Raw genomic sequence first — 18,648 nt, forward strand, 5'->3', positions numbered from 1 at the left:
AAACCCTAGTTCGGGTTGTTGAGCTTGGCTTTGAGCAGGGCCCCGAGATTCGTGGTGCCTGAACTGGCGTTGCTGTCAGCCGAAAACTTTTGCATGGCTTCCTGCTGCTCGGCCTGCTCTCGTGCCTTGATCGACAGGCTGATCGAACGGGTCTTGCGATCCACGTTAATGATCATCGCTTCCACCTTGTCGCCTTCCTTGTACACCTTGGTCAGATCATCGATACGGTCTCGCGAGACTTCCGAAGCGCGCAGATAGGCTTCGATGTCGCCATCGAGGGTGACCACTGCACCGCGGGCATCGACCGATTTGATGACGCCACGCGCGATGCTGTTCTTGTCGTGAGTGGCGATATAGCTGGTATAGGGATCGCCATCAAGCTGTTTGATGCCCAGCGAAATCCGCTCCTTGTCAGTATCGATGGCCAGTACCACGGCATCGACCTCGTCGCCCTTCTTGAAGTTGCGGATCGCTTCTTCACCCGGCAGCGACCACGAGAGGTCGGACAGATGGACCAGACCGTCGATGCCACCGGGCAAACCGATGAAGACGCCAAAGTCGGTGATCGACTTGATGGCGCCACGGACCCGGTCGCCCTTCTTGTAGTTCATCGAGAAGTCGTCCCACGGATTGGCCGCGCACTGCTTCATCCCCAGGGAAATTCGGCGCCGATCCTCATCGATCTCGAGGATCATCACTTCGACTTCATCGCCCAGTTGAACGACCTTCGACGGATGCACGTTTTTGTTGGTCCAGTCCATCTCGGAGACATGCACCAGGCCCTCGATGCCCTGCTCGATCTCGACAAAGGCGCCGTAGTCGGTGAGGTTGGTGACTTTCCCGAAAAGCCGGGTGGTCGGTGGGTAGCGGCGCGAGATGCCGACCCAGGGATCTTCGCCCAACTGCTTGAGACCGAGCGAAACACGGTTCTTTTCCTGGTCGAACTTGAGGATCTTGGCCTGCACCTCGTCGCCAACTGCAAGCACTTCGGAGGGGTGGCGAACCCGGCGCCAGGCCAGGTCCGTGATATGCAGCAGGCCATCGATGCCGCCCAGGTCAACGAAAGCACCGTAATCGGTAATGTTCTTGACCACCCCTTTAACGATGCTGCCTTCCTTGAGCGCCGCCAGTAGAGCATCGCGCTCTTCGCCCACACTGGCTTCGAGGACGGCACGGCGGGAAACGACCACGTTGTTGCGCTTGCGGTCGAGCTTGATGACCTTGAATTCGTAAGTCTTGCCTTCGTACGGGGTGGTGTCCTTGACCGGACGCATGTCCACCAGCGAACCCGGCAGGAAGGCGCGAACGCTGTTGGTCATGACCGTCAGCCCGCCCTTGACCTTGCCGGTGATGGTGCCGGTCACCAGGCTGCCGTCATTGAGCGCCTGTTCGAGCGCATTCCACGCTGCGACACGTTTGGCACGGTCGCGCGACAGGCGGGTTTCACCAAAACCGTTTTCGAGCTGCTCGATGGCGACTTGGACAAAATCCCCGACCGTGACTTCGATTTCGCCCTTGTCACTCAGGAATTCTTCAATTTCAATATAGCTCTCGGATTTGAGACCGGCATTGACGACCACAAAATTCTGGTCAATGCGCACGACTTCCGCGGTGATGACCTCTCCGGGACGCATTTCCTGACGACCGAGGCTCTCTTCGAAGAGTTCGGCAAAACTTTCTAGCATGGTGGGATTAGCTGACATATGAGTTGAGTGACCTGACCGCAGCATTGCGGGGTGAGTGAATGAACGATCACCAGTTCCGGCTTGACAGTCTGACCAAGGCAGGGGCAAGGACAAGGCACCGGCAGATCTGGTGCGGCAGAACCTGCCAGGCCAAAGGAACGACACGTCGAACTGGTGACACCTCAGGAAACGACGGTGGCCGTTTCACCTTTTCTGCGGACCCTGGCTGACCCAGTCCAGAACCTGTGCCACCGCTGAGTCGATGGTGTGGTTCGTGGTGTCGAGTAGCTCGGCGTCCGCACCCTGCTGCATCGGAGCGACGCTACGTTGGCTATCCCGTTCGTCACGCTCGCGCAGATCCAGCAAGAGGTCCGCAATACTAGCAGCCATTCCTTTTTCGATCAACTGCTTATGCCGGCGCATGGCGCGTATCTCGACGCTCGCGGTGAGAAAAATCTTGGTCATTGCATCAGGAAAAACGACCGAACCCATGTCGCGCCCGTCGGCAACGAGTCCAGGCGACCGGCGAAAAGCCCGCTGCCGGAACAGCAAGGCAGCGCGTACGGCAGGCAGCGCGGCCACTCGTGAGGCACCGACAGAGATCTCCTCGCTGCGGATGGCGTCGGAAACTTCCTCGCCAGCCAGAATGATTGCATGGTCTCCGAACGCGACGTCGAGACCGGCAGCCATCGCTGCGACGGCGTCTTCATCGTCCCAGGCCGTTCCAGAGCGCTGTGCGGCCAGTGCAGTCAGGCGATAGAGAGCGCCGGAATCGAGGTAGTGCCAGCCCAGCGCCTGCGCGACGCGGGCGGCGATGGTGCCTTTGCCTGAAGCCGAGGTGCCGTCGATGGCGATCACCGGTACTGCCTGGCCGACCTCGGCGAAGCGTGCGAAATACTCCGGGAAGGTCTTGGCCACCGTCTGCGGGTCATTGATCCGCAGGGGCGTTCCCAGTGCTGCCAGCGAGCAGGCCATGGCCATCCGGTGGTCATCATAGGTGTCGATCGCCACCGCATGCAGGACGCCGGCTGGCGGATCGATGCGGAGATAGTCCGCGCCCTCTTCGACGCTTGCACCGAGCTTGCGCAGCTCGGTGGCCATCGCGGCGATGCGGTCGGTTTCCTTGACCCGCCAACTGGCAATGTGGCGCAAGGTGGTCGGTCCATCGGCAAACAAGGCCGTGGTGGCCAGCGTCATCGCCGCGTCGGGGATGTGATTGCAATCGAGGTCGATACCCCGCAGCCTGCCGGTCGACGGCGCTGCAGCCTCGATCCAGTGTGCCCCGGCACTGATCCGTGCGCCCATCGCGGAAAGGGCATCGGCAAAACGGACATCCCCCTGGATCGAGTCCGGGCCAATCCCCTCGACCCGCAATGGCCCGCCGCCGATCGCGCCGAGCGCGAGGAAGTAGGATGCCGACGAGGCATCGCCTTCGACCTGGACGCGCCCCGGCGAACGATAGGCACTGCCCGCAGGCACGGTAAAGCGCCGCCAGTCGTCGCGCCGCACCTCGACGCCAAAACGCGCCATGCTCGCCAGCGTGATGTCGATGTAGGGTCTGGAAATCAGCTCGCCGACCACTTCCACCGTGGTTTCGATCCCGCGCAGCGGCAAGGCCATCAACAGACCGGTGAGAAACTGGCTGGACACGTCGCCACGTACCTGCACCACGTCATTCAGGCAGGGCCTCGGCGGGCGAATCAGCAAGGGCGGAAAGCCTTCGACCCCCTGGTAGCTGATCTCGGCGCCGAGCTGGCGCAAGGCATCGACCAGATCGCCAATCGGTCGTTCGTGCATCCGCGGCACGCCGCGCAGGCAGTAGTCACCCCTGGCAAGCGCCAGGACGGCAGTCAGCGGCCGGAAAGCCGTGCCGGCGTTGCCGAGAAAAAGGTCGGCCGCACGTACCGGAAAATCCCCCGCCACCCCTGTAATGCAAAGCGCCTTGCCCTGCCCCGGCGTGACGCCAACGCCGAGTGTTCGCAGTGCTTCGAGCATGCGCGCGGTGTCGTCGGAGAGCAGCAGGTCAGCAAGTTCGGTCCGGCCGGCGGCCAGCGCCGCCAACAACAGCAGCCGATTGGAGAGGCTCTTCGAACCGGGCAGGTGTACCGTACCGCGCGCCGCGCGCAATTGCGGCAGATCGAGATGGTCGATGCTCACTCGTTTGCCTGGCCTGCGGCCCACTCACGACGAGCGTTCCTGGCAATGTTGAAGGTCGCTTCGAGGCTGGCACCGTCGCCACGCTGCAGCGCCTCACGCAAATCGTCGAGTTCTTCCCGGTAGCGGTCGAGTTCTTCGAGCAAGGCGGTGCGATTGGCCAGACAGATATCGCGCCACATCTCCGGGTGGCTGGCGGCAATGCGCGTGAAGTCACGAAAACCGCTGGCGGCAAAGCCGAACAGCAGCTCCCGGTTGTCACGCCGGGTCAGCTCATGCACCAGGGCAAAGGACAAGAGGTGCGGCAAATGGCTGACGGCCGCGAAAATCCGGTCATGCTCGGCCGCCGTCAGTTCCCTGACCAGGCCACCGCAACACGCCCATGCCGAACCTACGCGGGCGATGTCCTCCGGACGGTTTTCCGGCAGCGGTGTCAGGACGACCTGCTTGTGGCGATAGAGATCGGCGCGCGCGGCCAGCGCACCGCTGTTTTCGGCTCCGGCAATGGGATGCGCGGGGACGAATTGACCGAGCCGGGCAGCAAAATGGACACGCGCTGCGGCAATGACGTTTCCCTTGGTACTGCCTGCGTCGGTGACCAGCGTCTGGCGTCCCAGGCAGGGAGCGATGCGGGCCATGATCTCGGCGGTCTTGCCGACCGGCGTAGCGATCAGTACCAGGTCGGCATTGGAAACCTCCTGCCCGACATTGAATCCGGCACGGTCCACGATACCCAGCTCCAACGCCTGTGTCAGCGAGCCGATCCGACGCCCGAAACCGACGACCTCTGCGGCCCCTCCGGCAGCCTTGAGAGCCAGCGCGAAGGACCCTCCGATCAGACCGACGCCGAAGACGACGACCTTGCCGAACAACGGCGCGCTGCTCACGGCAGGCCCCTGGGGCAACGGCTGCTCACAGCGACCCCTCCAGGGCGGCGAGGAAGCGGGTATTTTCGCTTTCGGTGCCGATCGTGACGCGCAGCCATTCCGGCATCCCGTAGCCGGCGATCGGGCGAACGATGACCCCCTGCTTGAGCAGCTTCTGGTTAACCAGGGGTGCATCCGCCACACGGAAAGTCAGGAAGTTGCCATGCGAGGGAATGTGGGTACAGCCCAGGCGTTTCAGTCCGCCAACGATCTGCGCCATTCCCGAACGGTTGAGCGCATAGCTGCCGGCGACAAATTCATGGTCATCGAGCGCTGCGATGGCTGCGACCAGTGCGAGGTTGTTGCAGTTGAAGGGTTGGCGAACACGATTCATGAGGTCGGCAATCTCGGCCGAGCAGAGCGCATAACCGATGCGCAGACCCGCCAGACCGTAGATCTTCGAAAAGGTGCGGGTGATCACCAGGTTCGGAAAGACCGCCAGCCAGGCGGTCGTATCGACCCGCTCGGCAGGCGGCAGGTATTCGTTGTAGGCTTCGTCGAGCACCACCACGACCTCTGCCGGCAGCGACTGCAGAAACGCCCGAAGCTGCGCATACGGCACAAAGGTGCCGGTCGGATTGTTGGGGTTGGCCATCCAGAGCAGCCGTGTATCAGGCCGGATTGCCGCGCGCATGGCATCGAGGTCATGGCCGTAATCCCTGGCCGCGACGGCGATCCCCTCGCCACCGGCCGCCAGCGTTGCCAGCGGATAAACGGCAAATGCATACTGCGCGAAGACTGCCGAGCGCCCCGGTGCAAGAAAAACCCGGGCGACGATATCGAGCACGTCATTCGAGCCATTGCCGAGGACGATGCACTCCCTTGCCAGGCCGGTTCGTTCAGCCAGAACCTGTTTCAACGCGAAGTCATCCGGATAACGCGCCAGGCCGGCGATCGCCTCGGTGACGGCCCGGCGCGCCTTGGGACTCATGCCGAGCGGATTCTCGTTGGAAGCCAGCTTGACGATCTGCTCGACGGCAAGACCCATCTCGCGCGCCAGTTGGGTGATCGGCTTGCCCGGCTGGTAGGGAGAAATGGCCCGTATGTAGGGTAATGATTGCTCGTAGGGTGTCATCGGCAGTCCTCGCATCGAAAATACCTGGCAAAGCCTAGTAGACCGCGACCGGGTACGAACCCAGCAGCTTCAGATAAGGCGCACGCCGAGCCAGTTCGGCGAGTGCGCTGCGCACGGCCGCATCGTCGCGGTGGCCCTCGACATCGACGAAAAAGACATACGCCCACAGCGTGTGACGTGCTGGACGTGACTCCAGCCGGGTCAGCGAAACACCGGCGTCGGAAAACGGTGCCAGCAGCTTGCTGAGCGCGCCGGTCTGGTTGTGCGCCGACATGATCAGCGAGGTCTTGTCACGCCCTGATGGCCCGGCATCGTGGCGACCGAGAACGACGAAGCGGGTGGTATTGTTCGGTTCATCCTCGATGTTACTGGCCAGTTCAGGCAGTCGATAACGCTCGGCAGCCGCCTGACCGGCGATTGCAGCAACCCCTGCTTCGGCTGCGGCGAGTTGTGCGGCCTGCGCGTTGCTGCCAACCGGGATGCGCTGCACATTCGGCAGCGAGCGATTCAGCCACTCGTGACATTGCGCCAGCGACTGCGCGTGTGAATAGACCTTCACCACCTCACCCAGTGAGCGCTCGTTCGATAGCAGATGTTGGTGAATGCGCAGCACCACTTCGCCGCAGACCTTGAGCGGCGTCGTCAGCAGCAGGTCGAGGGTACGTCCAACAGCGCCCTCGGTCGAATTTTCGATCGGCACTACAGCGTAATCGGCATGACAGGATTCGACTTCGCGAAAGACATCGTCGATCGAAATCTGGGGCATCGGGCGCGCGGCGTGACCAAAATGCTTGATCGCTGCGCTTTCCGAGAAGGTGCCGAGCGGCCCCAGGAAGGCGATGCCCAGCGGCTGTTCGAGCGACAGGCAGGCCGACATCACTTCCCGGAAAAACCAGGTCACGCTCTCGTTCGACAACGGCCCTGGGTTGATCTCCTGAATTCGCTGCAACACCTGCGCTTCACGCTCTGGCCGATAGATGAAGCCGGCCTCACCATGGCGCGCCTTGATCTCCCCGACCTGCTGCGCATAGCGGGCACGCTGGTTCAACAGGTCCAGCAGTTGCCTGTCGAGGCCATCGATCTGCTGGCGAACGACCGCCAATTCGCTCTGCAGGTCGCCGCTCACCAAGCGTACCCTACGTGCAGTCGCGACCGGTCGGTCAGGCAAGGTACGCGGTCGAACATGCGCACCCTACCCCTGCCCCGGATCGGTCACGGGAAGCTCGGCCGCGGCAGTGTCCTCACCTTCCGACGGAGGTTCAACCCCTTCAACGTCGTCTTCGCTCTCGACGACCTTTTCCAGACCGGCAAGCTTCTCACCGGCGTCGAGCGCGATCAGCGTCACTCCCTGGGTCGCGCGTCCGAGTTCGCGAATCTCGCGCACACGCGTGCGAATCAACACGCCGCCGGTGGTGATCAGCATGATCTCGTCTTCGTCACGCACCAGGCGGGCCGCGACGACCTTGCCATTGCGTTCGCTGGCGGCAATCGCTTTGACCCCCTGCGTACCGCGACCGGAATGGCGAAAATCGGCGAGAACCGTGCGTTTGCCGAAACCGTTTTCGGTGGCCACCAGCACCGTCTGTTGATCGTTGTCGGCAACCAGCAGCGACAACACCTGTTGCTGGTCGGCGAGCCGCATTCCCCGCACGCCGCGCGCCGTGCGCCCCATCGGGCGGACCTCCTCCTCATCGAACCACACCGCTTTGCCGACGTCGGAAACCAGCACCACATCCTGCAGACCATTGGTGATTTCGGCGCCGATCAGGACATCGTCTTCGTCGAGGGCGACGGCGATGATGCCGGCCTTGCGCGGATTGGAGAAATCCGACAGCGGCGTCTTCTTGACGGTGCCGTTGGCGGTGCACATGAAGATGTAGCGATCGTCGGCAAACTCCTTGACCGGCAGGATGGCACTGATTTTCTCGCCATCCTCGAAGGGAAACAGGTTGACGATCGGCTTGCCGCGGCTGCTGCGCGTTCCCTGCGGTACCTCATAGACCTTCAGCCAGTAGACGCGCCCCCGGTTGGTGAAGCAGAGAATGAAATCGTGCGTATTGGCCACGAACAGATGGTCGACGAAATCGTCCGCCTTCATCGCCGCCGCCTGTTTGCCCCGTCCACCCCGCCGCTGTGCCCGATAGTCGGCGAGCGGCTGCGCCTTGATGTAACCGGTATGCGAGAGCGTCACCACCATGTCGACCGGGGTGATGAAGTCCTCGATGCCGAGATCCTGGGTATGGGTGACGATTTCCGAGCGGCGCTTGTCGGAGAACTGGGCGCGGATGCCGGTCAATTCGTCGACGATCATCCCGGTGATGCGCTCGGGTCGCGCCAGGATGTCCATCAGGTCGGCAATGCGTTCGAGCAGTTCGCCGTAATCGGCAACGATCTTGTCACGTTCGAGGCCGGTCAGGCGCTGCAGGCGCAGTTCGAGGATCGCCTGTGCCTGTGCTTCCGAGAGCAGGTAGCCGTTCTCCGTCAGGCCGAATTCGCGGCCCAGCCCTTCCGGACGGGTTGCATCGAGTGCAGCCCGCCGCAGCATCTCGGCCACCGTCGGCGAAGTCCAGGGCCTGGCCATCAGCCCGCGGCGCGCATCGGCCGGCGTCGGCGCCGCCTTGATCAGGGCGATGATCTCGTCGACATTGTCGAGCGCCACCGCCAGACCTTCCTGGATGTGTGCCCGCTCGCGTGCCTTGCGCAATTCGAAAACGGTTCGCCGGGTCAGTACCTCGCGCCGGTGCCAGAGAAAACACTCGAGCATCTGCTTGAGGTTGAGCAGGCGCGGCTGCCCATCGACCAGGGCGACCATGTTCATGCCGAAGGTGTCCTGCAGTTGCGTCTGCTTGTACAGGCAATTGAGCACCACTTCAGCCACTTCGCCACGTTTCAGCTCGATGACCACGCGCATGCCCGATTTGTCGGACTCGTCGCGCAGATCGGAAATGCCGTCGATCTTCTTTTCGTTGACCAGTTCGCCGAGCCGCTCGAGCAGCGTTCGCTTGTTCACCTGGTAAGGCAGTTCGTCGATGATGATCGCCTGACGATTGTTGCCCTTCTCCAGGTCCTCGAAGTGCACCTTGCCGCGCATGATGACGCGTCCGCGCCCGGTGCGATAGCCCTCGCGGACCCCGGCAAGGCCGTAGATAATGCCGGCGGTCGGAAAGTCGGGCGCCGGCAGCAGATCGATCAGATCGTCGACGCCGATCCCGGCGTTGTCAAGCAGCGCGAGGCAGGCATCGATCACTTCGCCGAGGTTGTGCGGCGGAATGTTGGTCGCCATGCCGACCGCAATCCCCGACGAGCCGTTGATCAGGAGGTTCGGAATACGCGCCGGCATGACCAGCGGCTCTTCCTCCGAGCCGTCGTAGTTGGGTCCGAAATCGACGGTTTCCTTGTCGATGTCGGCAAGCAATTCGTGCCCGATACGCGCCATGCGCACTTCGGTGTAACGCATCGCGGCCGCATTGTCGCCGTCCACCGAACCGAAGTTGCCCTGCCCGTCGACCAGCATGTAGCGCAGCGAAAAATCCTGCGCCATGCGAACAATGGTGTCGTAAACCGCCGTGTCGCCATGCGGATGGTACTTACCGATGACATCGCCGACGATCCGCGCCGATTTCTTGTACGGCTTGTTCCAGTCATTCGACAACTCGTGCATGGCGTACAGCACGCGCCGATGCACCGGCTTGAGGCCATCACGTGCGTCGGGCAGCGCGCGCCCGACAATCACGCTCATCGCATAATCGAGATACGATCGACGCATCTCGTCTTCGAGGCTGATCGGGAGGGTTTCTTTGGCGAAAGCTTCCATCTTCTATCCGCTGGCGACGCGACTTCGGCAGGAATATCGTCGTCTTGTTGAAGCCCGTCATTCTAGCATGCTCCCGACCCCCCGGACCCGGCAAGGCGGGGATATCACCGCCTCCCCCACATTGACCGCAGTTGATGAGGAACATATACTCTCGCGGACAGTTTTGGATTTCCTGCTCTTCATCCGCTCGGGATGGTCTGGAGGGCCGCTGGCAGTGCGGCTTCGTGACTATGGAAGTCGTGAGCGACTCTCGAATCTCCCCTCCCCCTCGCGGGGGAGGGGTCGGGGGAGAGGGAAACGGTCATGACTTTCATCATCGGGGGTATCTTGCAAAGTCATGACCGTTTGTCTGACGACTTCCGGACATCCCTGGTTGGTGGTCGACGCTCTTCTGGCGGCGCAAACACTGCCATGCACCGGCCGACCGACGTACGACAGGTATCCCCCGCAGGTTGCCGGGCTGGTTTGAACTCGCGTCATAGCAAAGTACAAACTTCAGAACCTGCAACGATCCATTCTTGATCAACACGTTTTCAGCAAGCTGTTGGCGTAGCGAGGGCACCGTGCCATGGTGCGGGAGATCATCGCTAACGCTGTGGATAGTTTAATGTGAAAGTCGCGTCAGCGACTCACGAATCTCCCCTCCCCCCTCGCGGGGGAGGGGTCGGGGGAGAGGGGAAACGGTCATGGCTTTCATGATCGTGGGGTGCCTGAAAAAGTCATGACCGTTAGAGGTAAAGATGCTCGCAAACGCCATTCCTTCACCACCAAACAGCCTCGACAGGCCAGGCACGATCAGGATTTTCGATTTTGCCCTGGTGGGTGTCCAGTTGATGTTGCTTTTGCTTCTCTTGCGCCAATTCCAGATCGAATCCGCAGCCTTCCTGCGGCTCGCCGCCCTTGCCTTCGGCGGCTTTGCCATTCATGCCTGGTTGCCCCTGCGCTACCGTTTGCCCTTCTTTCTGCTCTTGAGTTTCGCAGGCATCGGGGTCGTCATGGGCTTCGAGAACGGCGCCTGGATGATCGGAATCGGGTTGCTCCTGATAGGCATCTGCCATATCCCGGTTTCCTTTACGTTGAGAGGAGCCTTGCTGTTGCTCGTGGGGGCGCTTCTGGCGGCACAACGCGCAAAGCTCCTGCCGTTTCCCTGGTCGGAAGCAATCTGGCCCATTCTCGGCTCGATGTTCATGTTCCGGCTGATCGTGTACTTCTATGACCTGCGCCACGAAAAGGTACCGGGGACGCCAGTCCAGGCCCTGGCCTATTTCTTCATGCTGCCAAATGCCTGTTTTCCCCTCTTCCCCGTGGTTGACTACAAGGCGTTTCGCCGCAGCCATTTCGACGATGATGCCTACCGTGTCTATCAGGTCGGCATCGACTGGATGGTCCGCGGTGTCATCCATCTGATCCTGTATCGGGTGATCTACTATTACTTCACGATGGCCCCTTCCGAGGTCAACACCCCGGCCGATCTGTTGAACTACCTTGTCTCGAACTTTCTGCTCTACCTGCGCGTATCGGGCCTCTTTCACCTGATTATCGGCATGCTTTACCTGTTTGGTTTCCGTCTGTCGGAAACGCACAACCGCTACCTGCTGGCGACGAGCTTCACGGATTTCTGGCGGCGCATCAACATCTACTGGAAAGACTTCATGCAGAAGGTCTTCTATTACCCAGTGGTATTCAAGCTGAAAAAGCTGGGAGCGACAAAGGCCCTGGTGATCGCGACGCTCTATGTTTTCGTAATGACCTGGTTCCTGCACGCCTATCAATGGTTCTGGCTGCGTGGCACACTGCTCTTCGTGCCACAGGACATCCTTTTCTGGGCAATCCTGGGCGTTCTGGTGGTGCTCAATTCGCTCTACGAGATCAAGCATGGACGGTCGCGGAGTATCGCGGCGAAGAAGCGAACCCTGCGCGATGTCCTCCTGTCGATCGTCAAGACCTACGGCACCTTCTGGTTCATCTGCATCCTCTGGTCTTTCTGGACAGCGGAAACCCTGGGCGACTGGTTCTCCTTATGGGGTGCCCTGCACGGCGACTTCAGCTGGCAGGTGCTGACCTGGCCAGCCATCGTCCTGCTGGTGGTTGCCGTCGGATCGATCCCCAAGGAGACCTTGCGCAATATCAAGGTTTCGGCGCAGGAAGAAAGCGAGTGGATTCGCTCACGCATCGTCACGGTCGTCGCCTTGATCGGACTGATTCTGATCAGCATCGAAGGAGTGGCCACCCGGATTAGCCCGGACATCGCGACGATCGTGCATTCACTTCGTTCCGGACAATTGAGCCGCCTTGATCAGGCCAAGCTGGAAAAGGGCTATTATGAAAACCTTCTGTCGGTGGATCGTTTCAACTCGCAGCTCTGGGAGGTCTATACCAAGAAGCCTGCGAACTGGCTGGACGTCGACAATGCCAACCTGAAGCGTTTCAACGGCGGCTTTGCACAAACGGAACTGATCCCGTCTTTCGTTTCTCACACCAAGTACGGTGATATCACCATCAATCGGTGGGGAATGCGGGATCGCGACTACACGCTCGAACCTCCTGCCGGCGTCTTTCGTGCCGCTGTCCTCGGTGCATCCTCGGTGATGGGCTGGGGTGTGGGAGACGGTGAAACCTTCGAAGCACTCGTGGAAGAGCGTCTGAACATCGAGCGACCGGTGGTCGGCATCGGCCACTATGAATTCCTGAACTTCGGCGTTCCCGGTTATCAGCCGCTGCAACAACTTGTGGCCTTTGAGAAAGCCATGCAGTTTCGACCGAATGCCGTGATTTACGTCGCAACCGGACGTGAGCTGTCGCGTGCCGCGGTCTACCTCGCCGAGGCTGTCAGGAAGCGGGTCGACATCCCCTATGAGGAGTTGCGACAGATCGTCCAGCGCTCGGGGATCACGCCGGAGATGGAGGAAGCCGAGGCGCTCAAGCGCCTGACACCATACCGCAAGGAAATGCTGAATTTCGTCTACGGATCGATCGCGGCGCGCGCGCGCGCCAGCGGCACCCTCTCGATCCTGCTGTTCCTGCCACAGGTCACCGATGGATCGTGGCGAGAGGAGACGGTCGATACCCTCGCCATCGCAGCGGGCGCGGGCTTCGTGATCATTGATCTGGACGACGTCTACAAGGGCCGCGACATCAACCAGTTGCGACTTGCCGAGTGGGACGACCACCCGAACACGCAAGGCCATCGCCTGGTCGCAGAGCACCTGTACCAGGGACTCGTCGAGCAACGCGAGCAGATATTCAAGACCGATGGCATCCGCCACGCACAGTAGTTTGTTGACAAACCAACGGGGGTCACATGAGTACAGAAGAACTGAAACAGGCCATACAGAATTACATCATCCAGGAGTTCCTGCCGGGCGAAAACCCCGATAACGTGACCGATGACCTCCCACTGATCAGCAGCGGGATTCTTGACTCGATCGCGACGCTCAAGCTCGTGCTCTTCATCGAGGAGCGCTTTGGAATTACGCTCGAGGCGCACGAAACCGACAAGGAGAACATGGATACGCTTGCCCAGATGGTAGCCACCATCGAGGCCAAGCAGAAGTGAGCGGATGATGAGCACTGCACGGGCATTGCACCAGGCTTTTCTTGCCGCCACCGACCGTTTTCCGGAACGGATTGCCGTCGTCGAACCCGGCCATGGAGAGATCAGCTATCGACAGCTTGCCGATTTGTCGGGTCGCACGCGCGATCAACTGCGCGCACGGGGCGTTGGTCGCGGTGACCGGGTTGGTCTGTACCTGCGCAAATCAATCGATACCGTCGCCGCGATCTACGCCATTCTGCGCGCGGGCGCGGCCTATGTACCGGTTGATCCGGGCGCGCCGCCGGCTCGCAACGCGTACATCATGCACAACTGTGGGGTCAAGGTGGTGTTCAGCGAGAGCCGCGTCACAGAAAAGTTCTGTACTGAACTCGAAGCCCTCGGAGCAGCGCCGCAGGTGATCGCTCTCGACGACGTTGGTGCCGGACGGGCCCTGGAGCGGTGGCTCGGTACGCAACCGAGTGCGCTCCCGCTTGCACAGGAGGCAGAGGCCAGCCCGGACGATGACGATCTCGCCTATATCCTGTACACCTCAGGATCAACCGGGAAACCGAAGGGCGTGATGCTGTCGCACGAGAATGCCGTCAGTTTTGTCGACTGGTGTTCCGAGGTCTTTGAACCGCGCGAAACGGATACTTTCTCCGCGCACGCCCCATTTCATTTTGACCTCTCGATTCTTGATCTGCACGTTTCCCTGAAGCACGGTGCCGCACTCGTGCTGATCACGGAGGATGTCGGCAAGGACCCGATGCGCCTGGCGAAGATCATTGCCGAGCACAGGATTTCGATCTGGTACTCGGCACCCTCGATTCTGGGCCTGCTTGCACAGTTCGGAAACCTCGCCAACCTGGCGTTCCCGGCTCTGCGCCACGTGTTGTTCGCCGGCGAGGTTTTCCCCGTCAAGCACCTGCGCATCCTCTGCGGTTTGTGGACGCAACCACGATACTTCAACCTGTACGGCCCCACCGAAACGAATGTCTGCACCTTTCACGAGGTCGTCACTCCGGTACCGGACGATCGTTCGGTGCCCTATCCGATCGGGAAGGTCTGCTCGCACCTGCTCGGAAAAGTGGTTGATGAAAACGGCACGACTGTCGAGCGGGGTGCGGAGGGCGAGCTGTGCATCACGGGCCGGGGAGTCATGCAGGGTTACTGGGGACTTCCCGAGCAGACCGCCAAGAGTTTCCTGGTCGATCCGCAAGGAACACGGTGGTACAAAACGGGTGACATCGTCGTCGAGGAATCCGGTGGCTGCTACATTTACCGTGGGCGGCGCGATCGAATGGTCAAACGGCGCGGCTATCGCGTCGAACTCGGCGAGATCGAAGCCGGTCTGTACAAGCATGCGCACGTGAAGGAGGCTGCGGTCGTCGCCGTGCCCGATGAGGAAGCGGGCGTCAGGATCGTCGCACACCTGAGCTGCAAGGTGCAGACCCTGCCATCGTTGATCGAAATGAAACGCTTCTGTGGCGAGAACCTGCCCTTGTACATGATCCCGGATCGTTTCGTCTGGCAGCCGTCACTTCCCAAGACCTCCACTGACAAAATCGACTATCAGCGCCTGAAGGAGATGGCTTGATGGATTTTTCTTTCTCGGAAGAGCAGCGATTGCTGCGGGACAACATCATCAAATTCGCCAAGGGTACGCTGAACCAGAAAGTGATCGAGCGTGATCACCACCATGAGTTCTCCCGTGATCTATGGCGCAAATGCGGCGAGATCGGTATCCAGGGCCTGCCTGTTCCAGAGCAGTACGGTGGTTCCAATGTCGATCCGCTGACTTGCGCGATCGCGCTGGAAGCACTGGGCTACGCCTGCCACGATGGCGGCCTGGTGTTCTCTCTGTCGGCGCATCTCTTAGCCTGCGTCGTGCCGATCTGGCGGCACGGAACCGATGCCCAGAAGCAGCGTTATCTGCCAGGGTTGTGCGACGGGACTTTGGTCGGGTCGCATGCGATCACCGAGCCAGGCTCGGGTTCGGACACGTTTTCGATGCGCACTCGTGCCGAGAAGGTGGACCGCGGCTGGAAGATCAACGGAACCAAGACCTTTATCTCGAATGGTCCGGTCGCAGACGTAGCGATCATCTTCGCGGTGACCGATCCCGGCAAGGGTTTCCACGGCGGGGTCAGCGGCTTCCTGGTGGACGCCGGGCAACCGGGCCTGTCGACCGGCAAACCGTTCGAAAAGATGGGGCTGCGCACATCGCCGATTGGCGAATTGGTCTTTCAGGACATGTTCGTTCCCGACGATGCGGTACTCGGAAAAGTGGGGGCCGGATCTGCTGTTTTCGGGACAGCCATGGACTGGGAACGCGCACTGCTCGTCGCCGGCCATGTCGGCGTGATGGAGCGGCTGCTGGAAACGGCGGTCGGCTACGCAAGAACGCGCAACCAGTTCAACCAGAGTATCGGCAAGTTTCAGGCAGTCTCGCACAAGATCGCCGATATGAAGGTCCAGCTCGAAGCTGCGCGCCTGCTCGCCTATCGGGCGGCCTGGAAACTCGGCAATTCGCGTAGCGCTTCCCTCGATGCGTCCATCGGCAAGCTGTTCGTGAGCGAGTCGTTGCTGCAATCCGCGCTCGACTGCGTGCAGTTGCACGGAGGCTACGGCTTCATGGTCGAGTACGAAGTCGAGCGCGTCTTGCGTGATGCCGTGGCGGGAACGATCTACTCGGGAACTTCGGAAATGCAGCGAAACATCATCTCGCGCTGGCTGGGATTGTAAATCGTGAGTTGTTGACGCCACTTCCGCAAACGAAACGACGGCTCTCACCCACCAGGAGCGAAATGTGGAAAAGGTTTGGAGTCAATTCCGGATCGGCGAGAAGATCGGGCTTGGCTTCGCCGTCGTCGGCCTGCTGTTCGCCGGCGTTGTCTGGCATTACCATCAGACCCTGCAGTCGGTGCTTGGTGACTATCAGCAACTCCAAAGCGTCTTCGAAGTCCGCAAATCGCTGGCCCTCGAAATCGAAATCGAGATGGCGGCTGCACGCGATGCAGAGAAAGACTTCCTGATCCAGCGCCGGGAGCACTTCGCCGACGAGGTCGATCAGCATCTGCAGCTCATGCGCACCAAGATGGCAGCATTGGCGGCTGTGGATCAACACTCCCGGCAGACGGCCGAACAAATAGAGCAGCGGCTGACGACCTATCAGACAAATTTCCGTGCCGTCGCCGAGGCCTGGCGGCGCATCGGCCTGGACGAGAACTCGGGGCTCCAGGGCGCTTTCCGCCAGAAGGTCCATCGCCTGCAGGAATTGTCCGCACAGTACTACGTCGACCCGCTGTATACCACTCTGCTGCAGATTCGTCGCAGCGAAAAAGACCTGGCCTTACGCAGGGATCCGGCTTACCGGGATCGGGTTCGAATGCTGATCCAGGAGTTTCGCCAACTCGTTCAGGGCTCAGGACTGCAGGCCACCGTGAAACAAAAACTGCTGTCCGAGTTGGTCGTCTACGCTAGAACCTTCGAACCCTATGCCGACAACGCACTCAGGACCGCTGACGTCGGTGATGGCATGGGACCGTTCCGGGATGCGGCACATCGCATCGAGGCGATTCTCAGAGCCCAGCACGTCCCCCATCTGGAAACCAATATCTATAAGCTCCGGCGGCACGAGAAGGATTTTCTGCTGCGTGGCGATGAGTCCTACGTCACGATGTTGGTGGACATCGCCAGGACGATCCGCACCCAGATTGCGGCATCGCCACTCTCCGAGACCGACAAGACGCTTCTCACCGGCCTGTTGCTCGATTACCAGCAGGGTTTCCTGCTGCTGGTAGCGCAGCGCGCCAGCATCGTGACACTGACTAGGGAGGTGGACGCTGCCGCCAGGCAGATCGCTCCGCTGATCACGGCCAACGTCGATCAGGCCAACCAGATGATGGCCGCCCGCGTCGAGGCCATTGCCGAATCCTCGCAGGCCAGCGTCCACCTGGGCCAGATCACGATGTACGGCGCGCTTGCCCTCGCACTGATCTTCGTGGTCACCCTGACCACGCGCATCGTTCGCAAGGTTCGACAAATGGCAGGTCTGCTCGACGACCTCGCCTATGGTGCGCCAAGCACGCGCGTCCCGGCGGTGCCCGGCGGGCGAGACGAAATCAACGCCATGGCGGAATCACTCAACGCGCTGCTCGAACATCGGGCCAACTTCCTCGACTGTTGGAAGACGTCGATGAACGAGATGATTGCCCAACGCGAGCTTGAGCACGCCCATAGCGAAGCAGCGCGAGATGAAGTGATCACCGAGCTGCGCGCCGCCAGCATCGCCAAAGTACAGCAACTCAACGCGATCCGCGGACGCCTGCGCCTTCATGCCGAACAGATTGTCGAAATCCATCAGCGGCTGCGTTCGACCCCCGGCGACGTCAGCACAGACGATGTACAGGCCCTCGAACACGCGGCTCAGGGCATGGTGACGCTGCTCGAAGTCCTGGCGGTTGACCACACTTGAAACGGCCATGCATTGCTGATGTCGCTGGCGAGGCAGCGCCGCACTGAGGTGAGTGTCTTTCCACCTGAGGGCGCGCGTGCTCTCGCCACATCGCCGGAGCAGTACCGCGAGCGTGGCGCGACCGGAACGATGACCAAGGCCGTCGGCGGCAAGCATGCGCTGCCCCACGGTATTCCGAGATAGCTCCGACCCCAGCCTACCAAGCAGGCAATGCGACCCCGCAAACAGACGACGGCTCCTCCTCTTCCGGCAATTCCATCGACTTGGCAAGGTGGTTCATGTCCTTAATCATTTTGCAAGTGTCCATCAGATCCAGTCCAGAGACGCCTACTGCGACCGCGGCCCCGACAACTGGCATCACTTTCCCAAACAAGGTCGACGCGCTGCGAACAACACTCCTAGAAAGCCTCGCGGTAGTGCGCCTCAATACGTCATGTGCCACGCGTCGCATCTCCTCGTGCCGGTTCTCATACCACTGTGCCCGTGCTGTCGCTTTGATCATTTCTGCCTGAAGAGCACTGGTGTGAGCGACGAGTGTTTTTACAGCGTCCACCAGGATCAGGGTACGATGCGCCAAGTTCTGTTTCTGCAATACCACGCGCTCATTCTCGGATAGCAGCTACTGATTCCGGGATACGAGGTGCTCATTCTGAGTTCTCAGTTCTCGCGTAGCCGCAACGGCGCGCCTTGCGACCTCGGTTGGGCTATTCTGGAGCACTCGGACACCCACCGTCGCTCGTGCGATGCTTTCCAGAAATCCGTAGGCTTTAGCATGCACGCTATCATCGGTCAGCGTTAAGAGATTGAACGTCACCAGACTCAGCAAGGCAATGGCAACAGCGACCACTTTTGATTTCCGGTGAATGTCAAGGTAGTTGTCGCCTGAGTTCATGTTGCCAAACGCATACTTTCTGCGCTAGCGGTGGCCGCGGAGACGATTTCGTCACGCTCCGGGTTGAGTGTCACGGCGCCGATCGGCGAC

13 protein-coding genes are annotated in these 18,648 nt (G+C 60.8%); 5 read left to right on the top strand and 8 right to left on the bottom strand.

Going from position 1 to position 18,648, the window contains the following annotated elements; genetic code table 11:
- Positions 1 to 5 precede the first annotated feature (5 nt).
- The 7 genes from rpsA to V5B39_RS14645 all read right to left on the bottom strand — a co-directional run bounded on the left by rpsA (position 6) and on the right by V5B39_RS14645 (position 10,712).
- The gene (gene rpsA / locus V5B39_RS14615) at positions 6 to 1,703 is read right to left on the bottom strand and encodes a 30S ribosomal protein S1 (RefSeq protein ID WP_332343610.1); all 1,698 of its coding nucleotides are present in this window, start codon (positions 1,701 to 1,703) and stop codon (positions 6 to 8) included.
- A gap of 186 nt (positions 1,704 to 1,889) precedes the next feature.
- Positions 1,890 to 3,836 (bottom strand): bifunctional 3-phosphoshikimate 1-carboxyvinyltransferase/cytidylate kinase, encoded by a 1,947-nt coding sequence (locus tag V5B39_RS14620; RefSeq protein WP_332343622.1) that lies wholly within the window; start codon positions 3,834 to 3,836, stop codon positions 1,890 to 1,892.
- Between the two features lie 2 nt (positions 3,837 to 3,838).
- Positions 3,839 to 4,726, bottom strand: coding sequence for a prephenate dehydrogenase (locus tag V5B39_RS14625; protein WP_332343611.1), 888 nt, complete (start codon positions 4,724 to 4,726; stop codon positions 3,839 to 3,841).
- Between the two features lie 25 nt (positions 4,727 to 4,751).
- Complete coding sequence (gene hisC / locus V5B39_RS14630) at positions 4,752 to 5,840, bottom strand: histidinol-phosphate transaminase (RefSeq protein ID WP_332343612.1); 1,089 nt, start codon at positions 5,838 to 5,840, stop codon at positions 4,752 to 4,754.
- A 34-nt stretch (positions 5,841 to 5,874) separates the two neighbouring features.
- Positions 5,875 to 6,966, bottom strand: a complete 1,092-nt coding sequence (gene pheA, locus V5B39_RS14635; protein ID WP_332343613.1) for a prephenate dehydratase — start codon at positions 6,964 to 6,966, stop codon at positions 5,875 to 5,877.
- A 66-nt stretch (positions 6,967 to 7,032) separates the two neighbouring features.
- Positions 7,033 to 9,654: a DNA gyrase subunit A gene (gene gyrA / locus V5B39_RS14640; protein ID WP_332343614.1), complete on the bottom strand. Its 2,622-nt coding sequence runs from the start codon at positions 9,652 to 9,654 to the stop codon at positions 7,033 to 7,035.
- 761 nt (positions 9,655 to 10,415) lie between these two features.
- Positions 10,416 to 10,712, bottom strand: a complete 297-nt coding sequence (locus tag V5B39_RS14645) for a hypothetical protein (protein ID WP_332343615.1) — start codon at positions 10,710 to 10,712, stop codon at positions 10,416 to 10,418.
- A 30-nt stretch (positions 10,713 to 10,742) separates the two neighbouring features.
- Here V5B39_RS14645 and V5B39_RS14650 point away from each other — a divergent pair, with 30 nt between their 5' ends.
- The 5 genes from V5B39_RS14650 (at position 10,743) to V5B39_RS14670 (ending at position 17,666) form a co-directional block, all read left to right on the top strand.
- The gene (locus tag V5B39_RS14650; protein WP_332343616.1) at positions 10,743 to 12,929 is read left to right on the top strand and encodes a hypothetical protein; all 2,187 of its coding nucleotides are present in this window, start codon (positions 10,743 to 10,745) and stop codon (positions 12,927 to 12,929) included.
- Positions 12,930 to 12,955: 26 nt separating this feature from the next.
- Entirely contained in the window at positions 12,956 to 13,210 is a 255-nt protein-coding gene (locus tag V5B39_RS14655; protein ID WP_332343617.1) for an acyl carrier protein, read from the top strand.
- 4 nt (positions 13,211 to 13,214) lie between these two features.
- Entirely contained in the window at positions 13,215 to 14,786 is a 1,572-nt protein-coding gene (locus tag V5B39_RS14660) for an amino acid adenylation domain-containing protein (RefSeq protein WP_332343618.1), read from the top strand.
- Positions 14,786 to 15,934: an acyl-CoA dehydrogenase family protein gene (locus V5B39_RS14665; RefSeq protein ID WP_332343619.1), complete on the top strand. Its 1,149-nt coding sequence runs from the start codon at positions 14,786 to 14,788 to the stop codon at positions 15,932 to 15,934. The genes V5B39_RS14660 and V5B39_RS14665 overlap by 1 nt, the downstream gene beginning before the upstream one ends.
- Positions 15,935 to 15,998: 64 nt before the next feature.
- Positions 15,999 to 17,666, top strand: a complete 1,668-nt coding sequence (locus tag V5B39_RS14670) for a hypothetical protein (protein WP_332343620.1) — start codon at positions 15,999 to 16,001, stop codon at positions 17,664 to 17,666.
- 196 nt (positions 17,667 to 17,862) lie between these two features.
- Here the strand turns inward: V5B39_RS14670 and V5B39_RS14675 are convergent, their stop codons facing one another.
- Positions 17,863 to 18,264 carry a hypothetical protein gene (locus tag V5B39_RS14675; protein WP_332343621.1) on the bottom strand — a complete coding sequence of 134 codons (402 nt, stop codon included), beginning with the start codon at positions 18,262 to 18,264 and terminating at the stop codon, positions 17,863 to 17,865.
- Positions 18,265 to 18,648 lie beyond the last annotated feature (384 nt).

Source organism: Accumulibacter sp., from assembly GCF_036625275.1.
Lineage (GTDB): Bacteria > Pseudomonadota > Gammaproteobacteria > Burkholderiales > Rhodocyclaceae > Accumulibacter.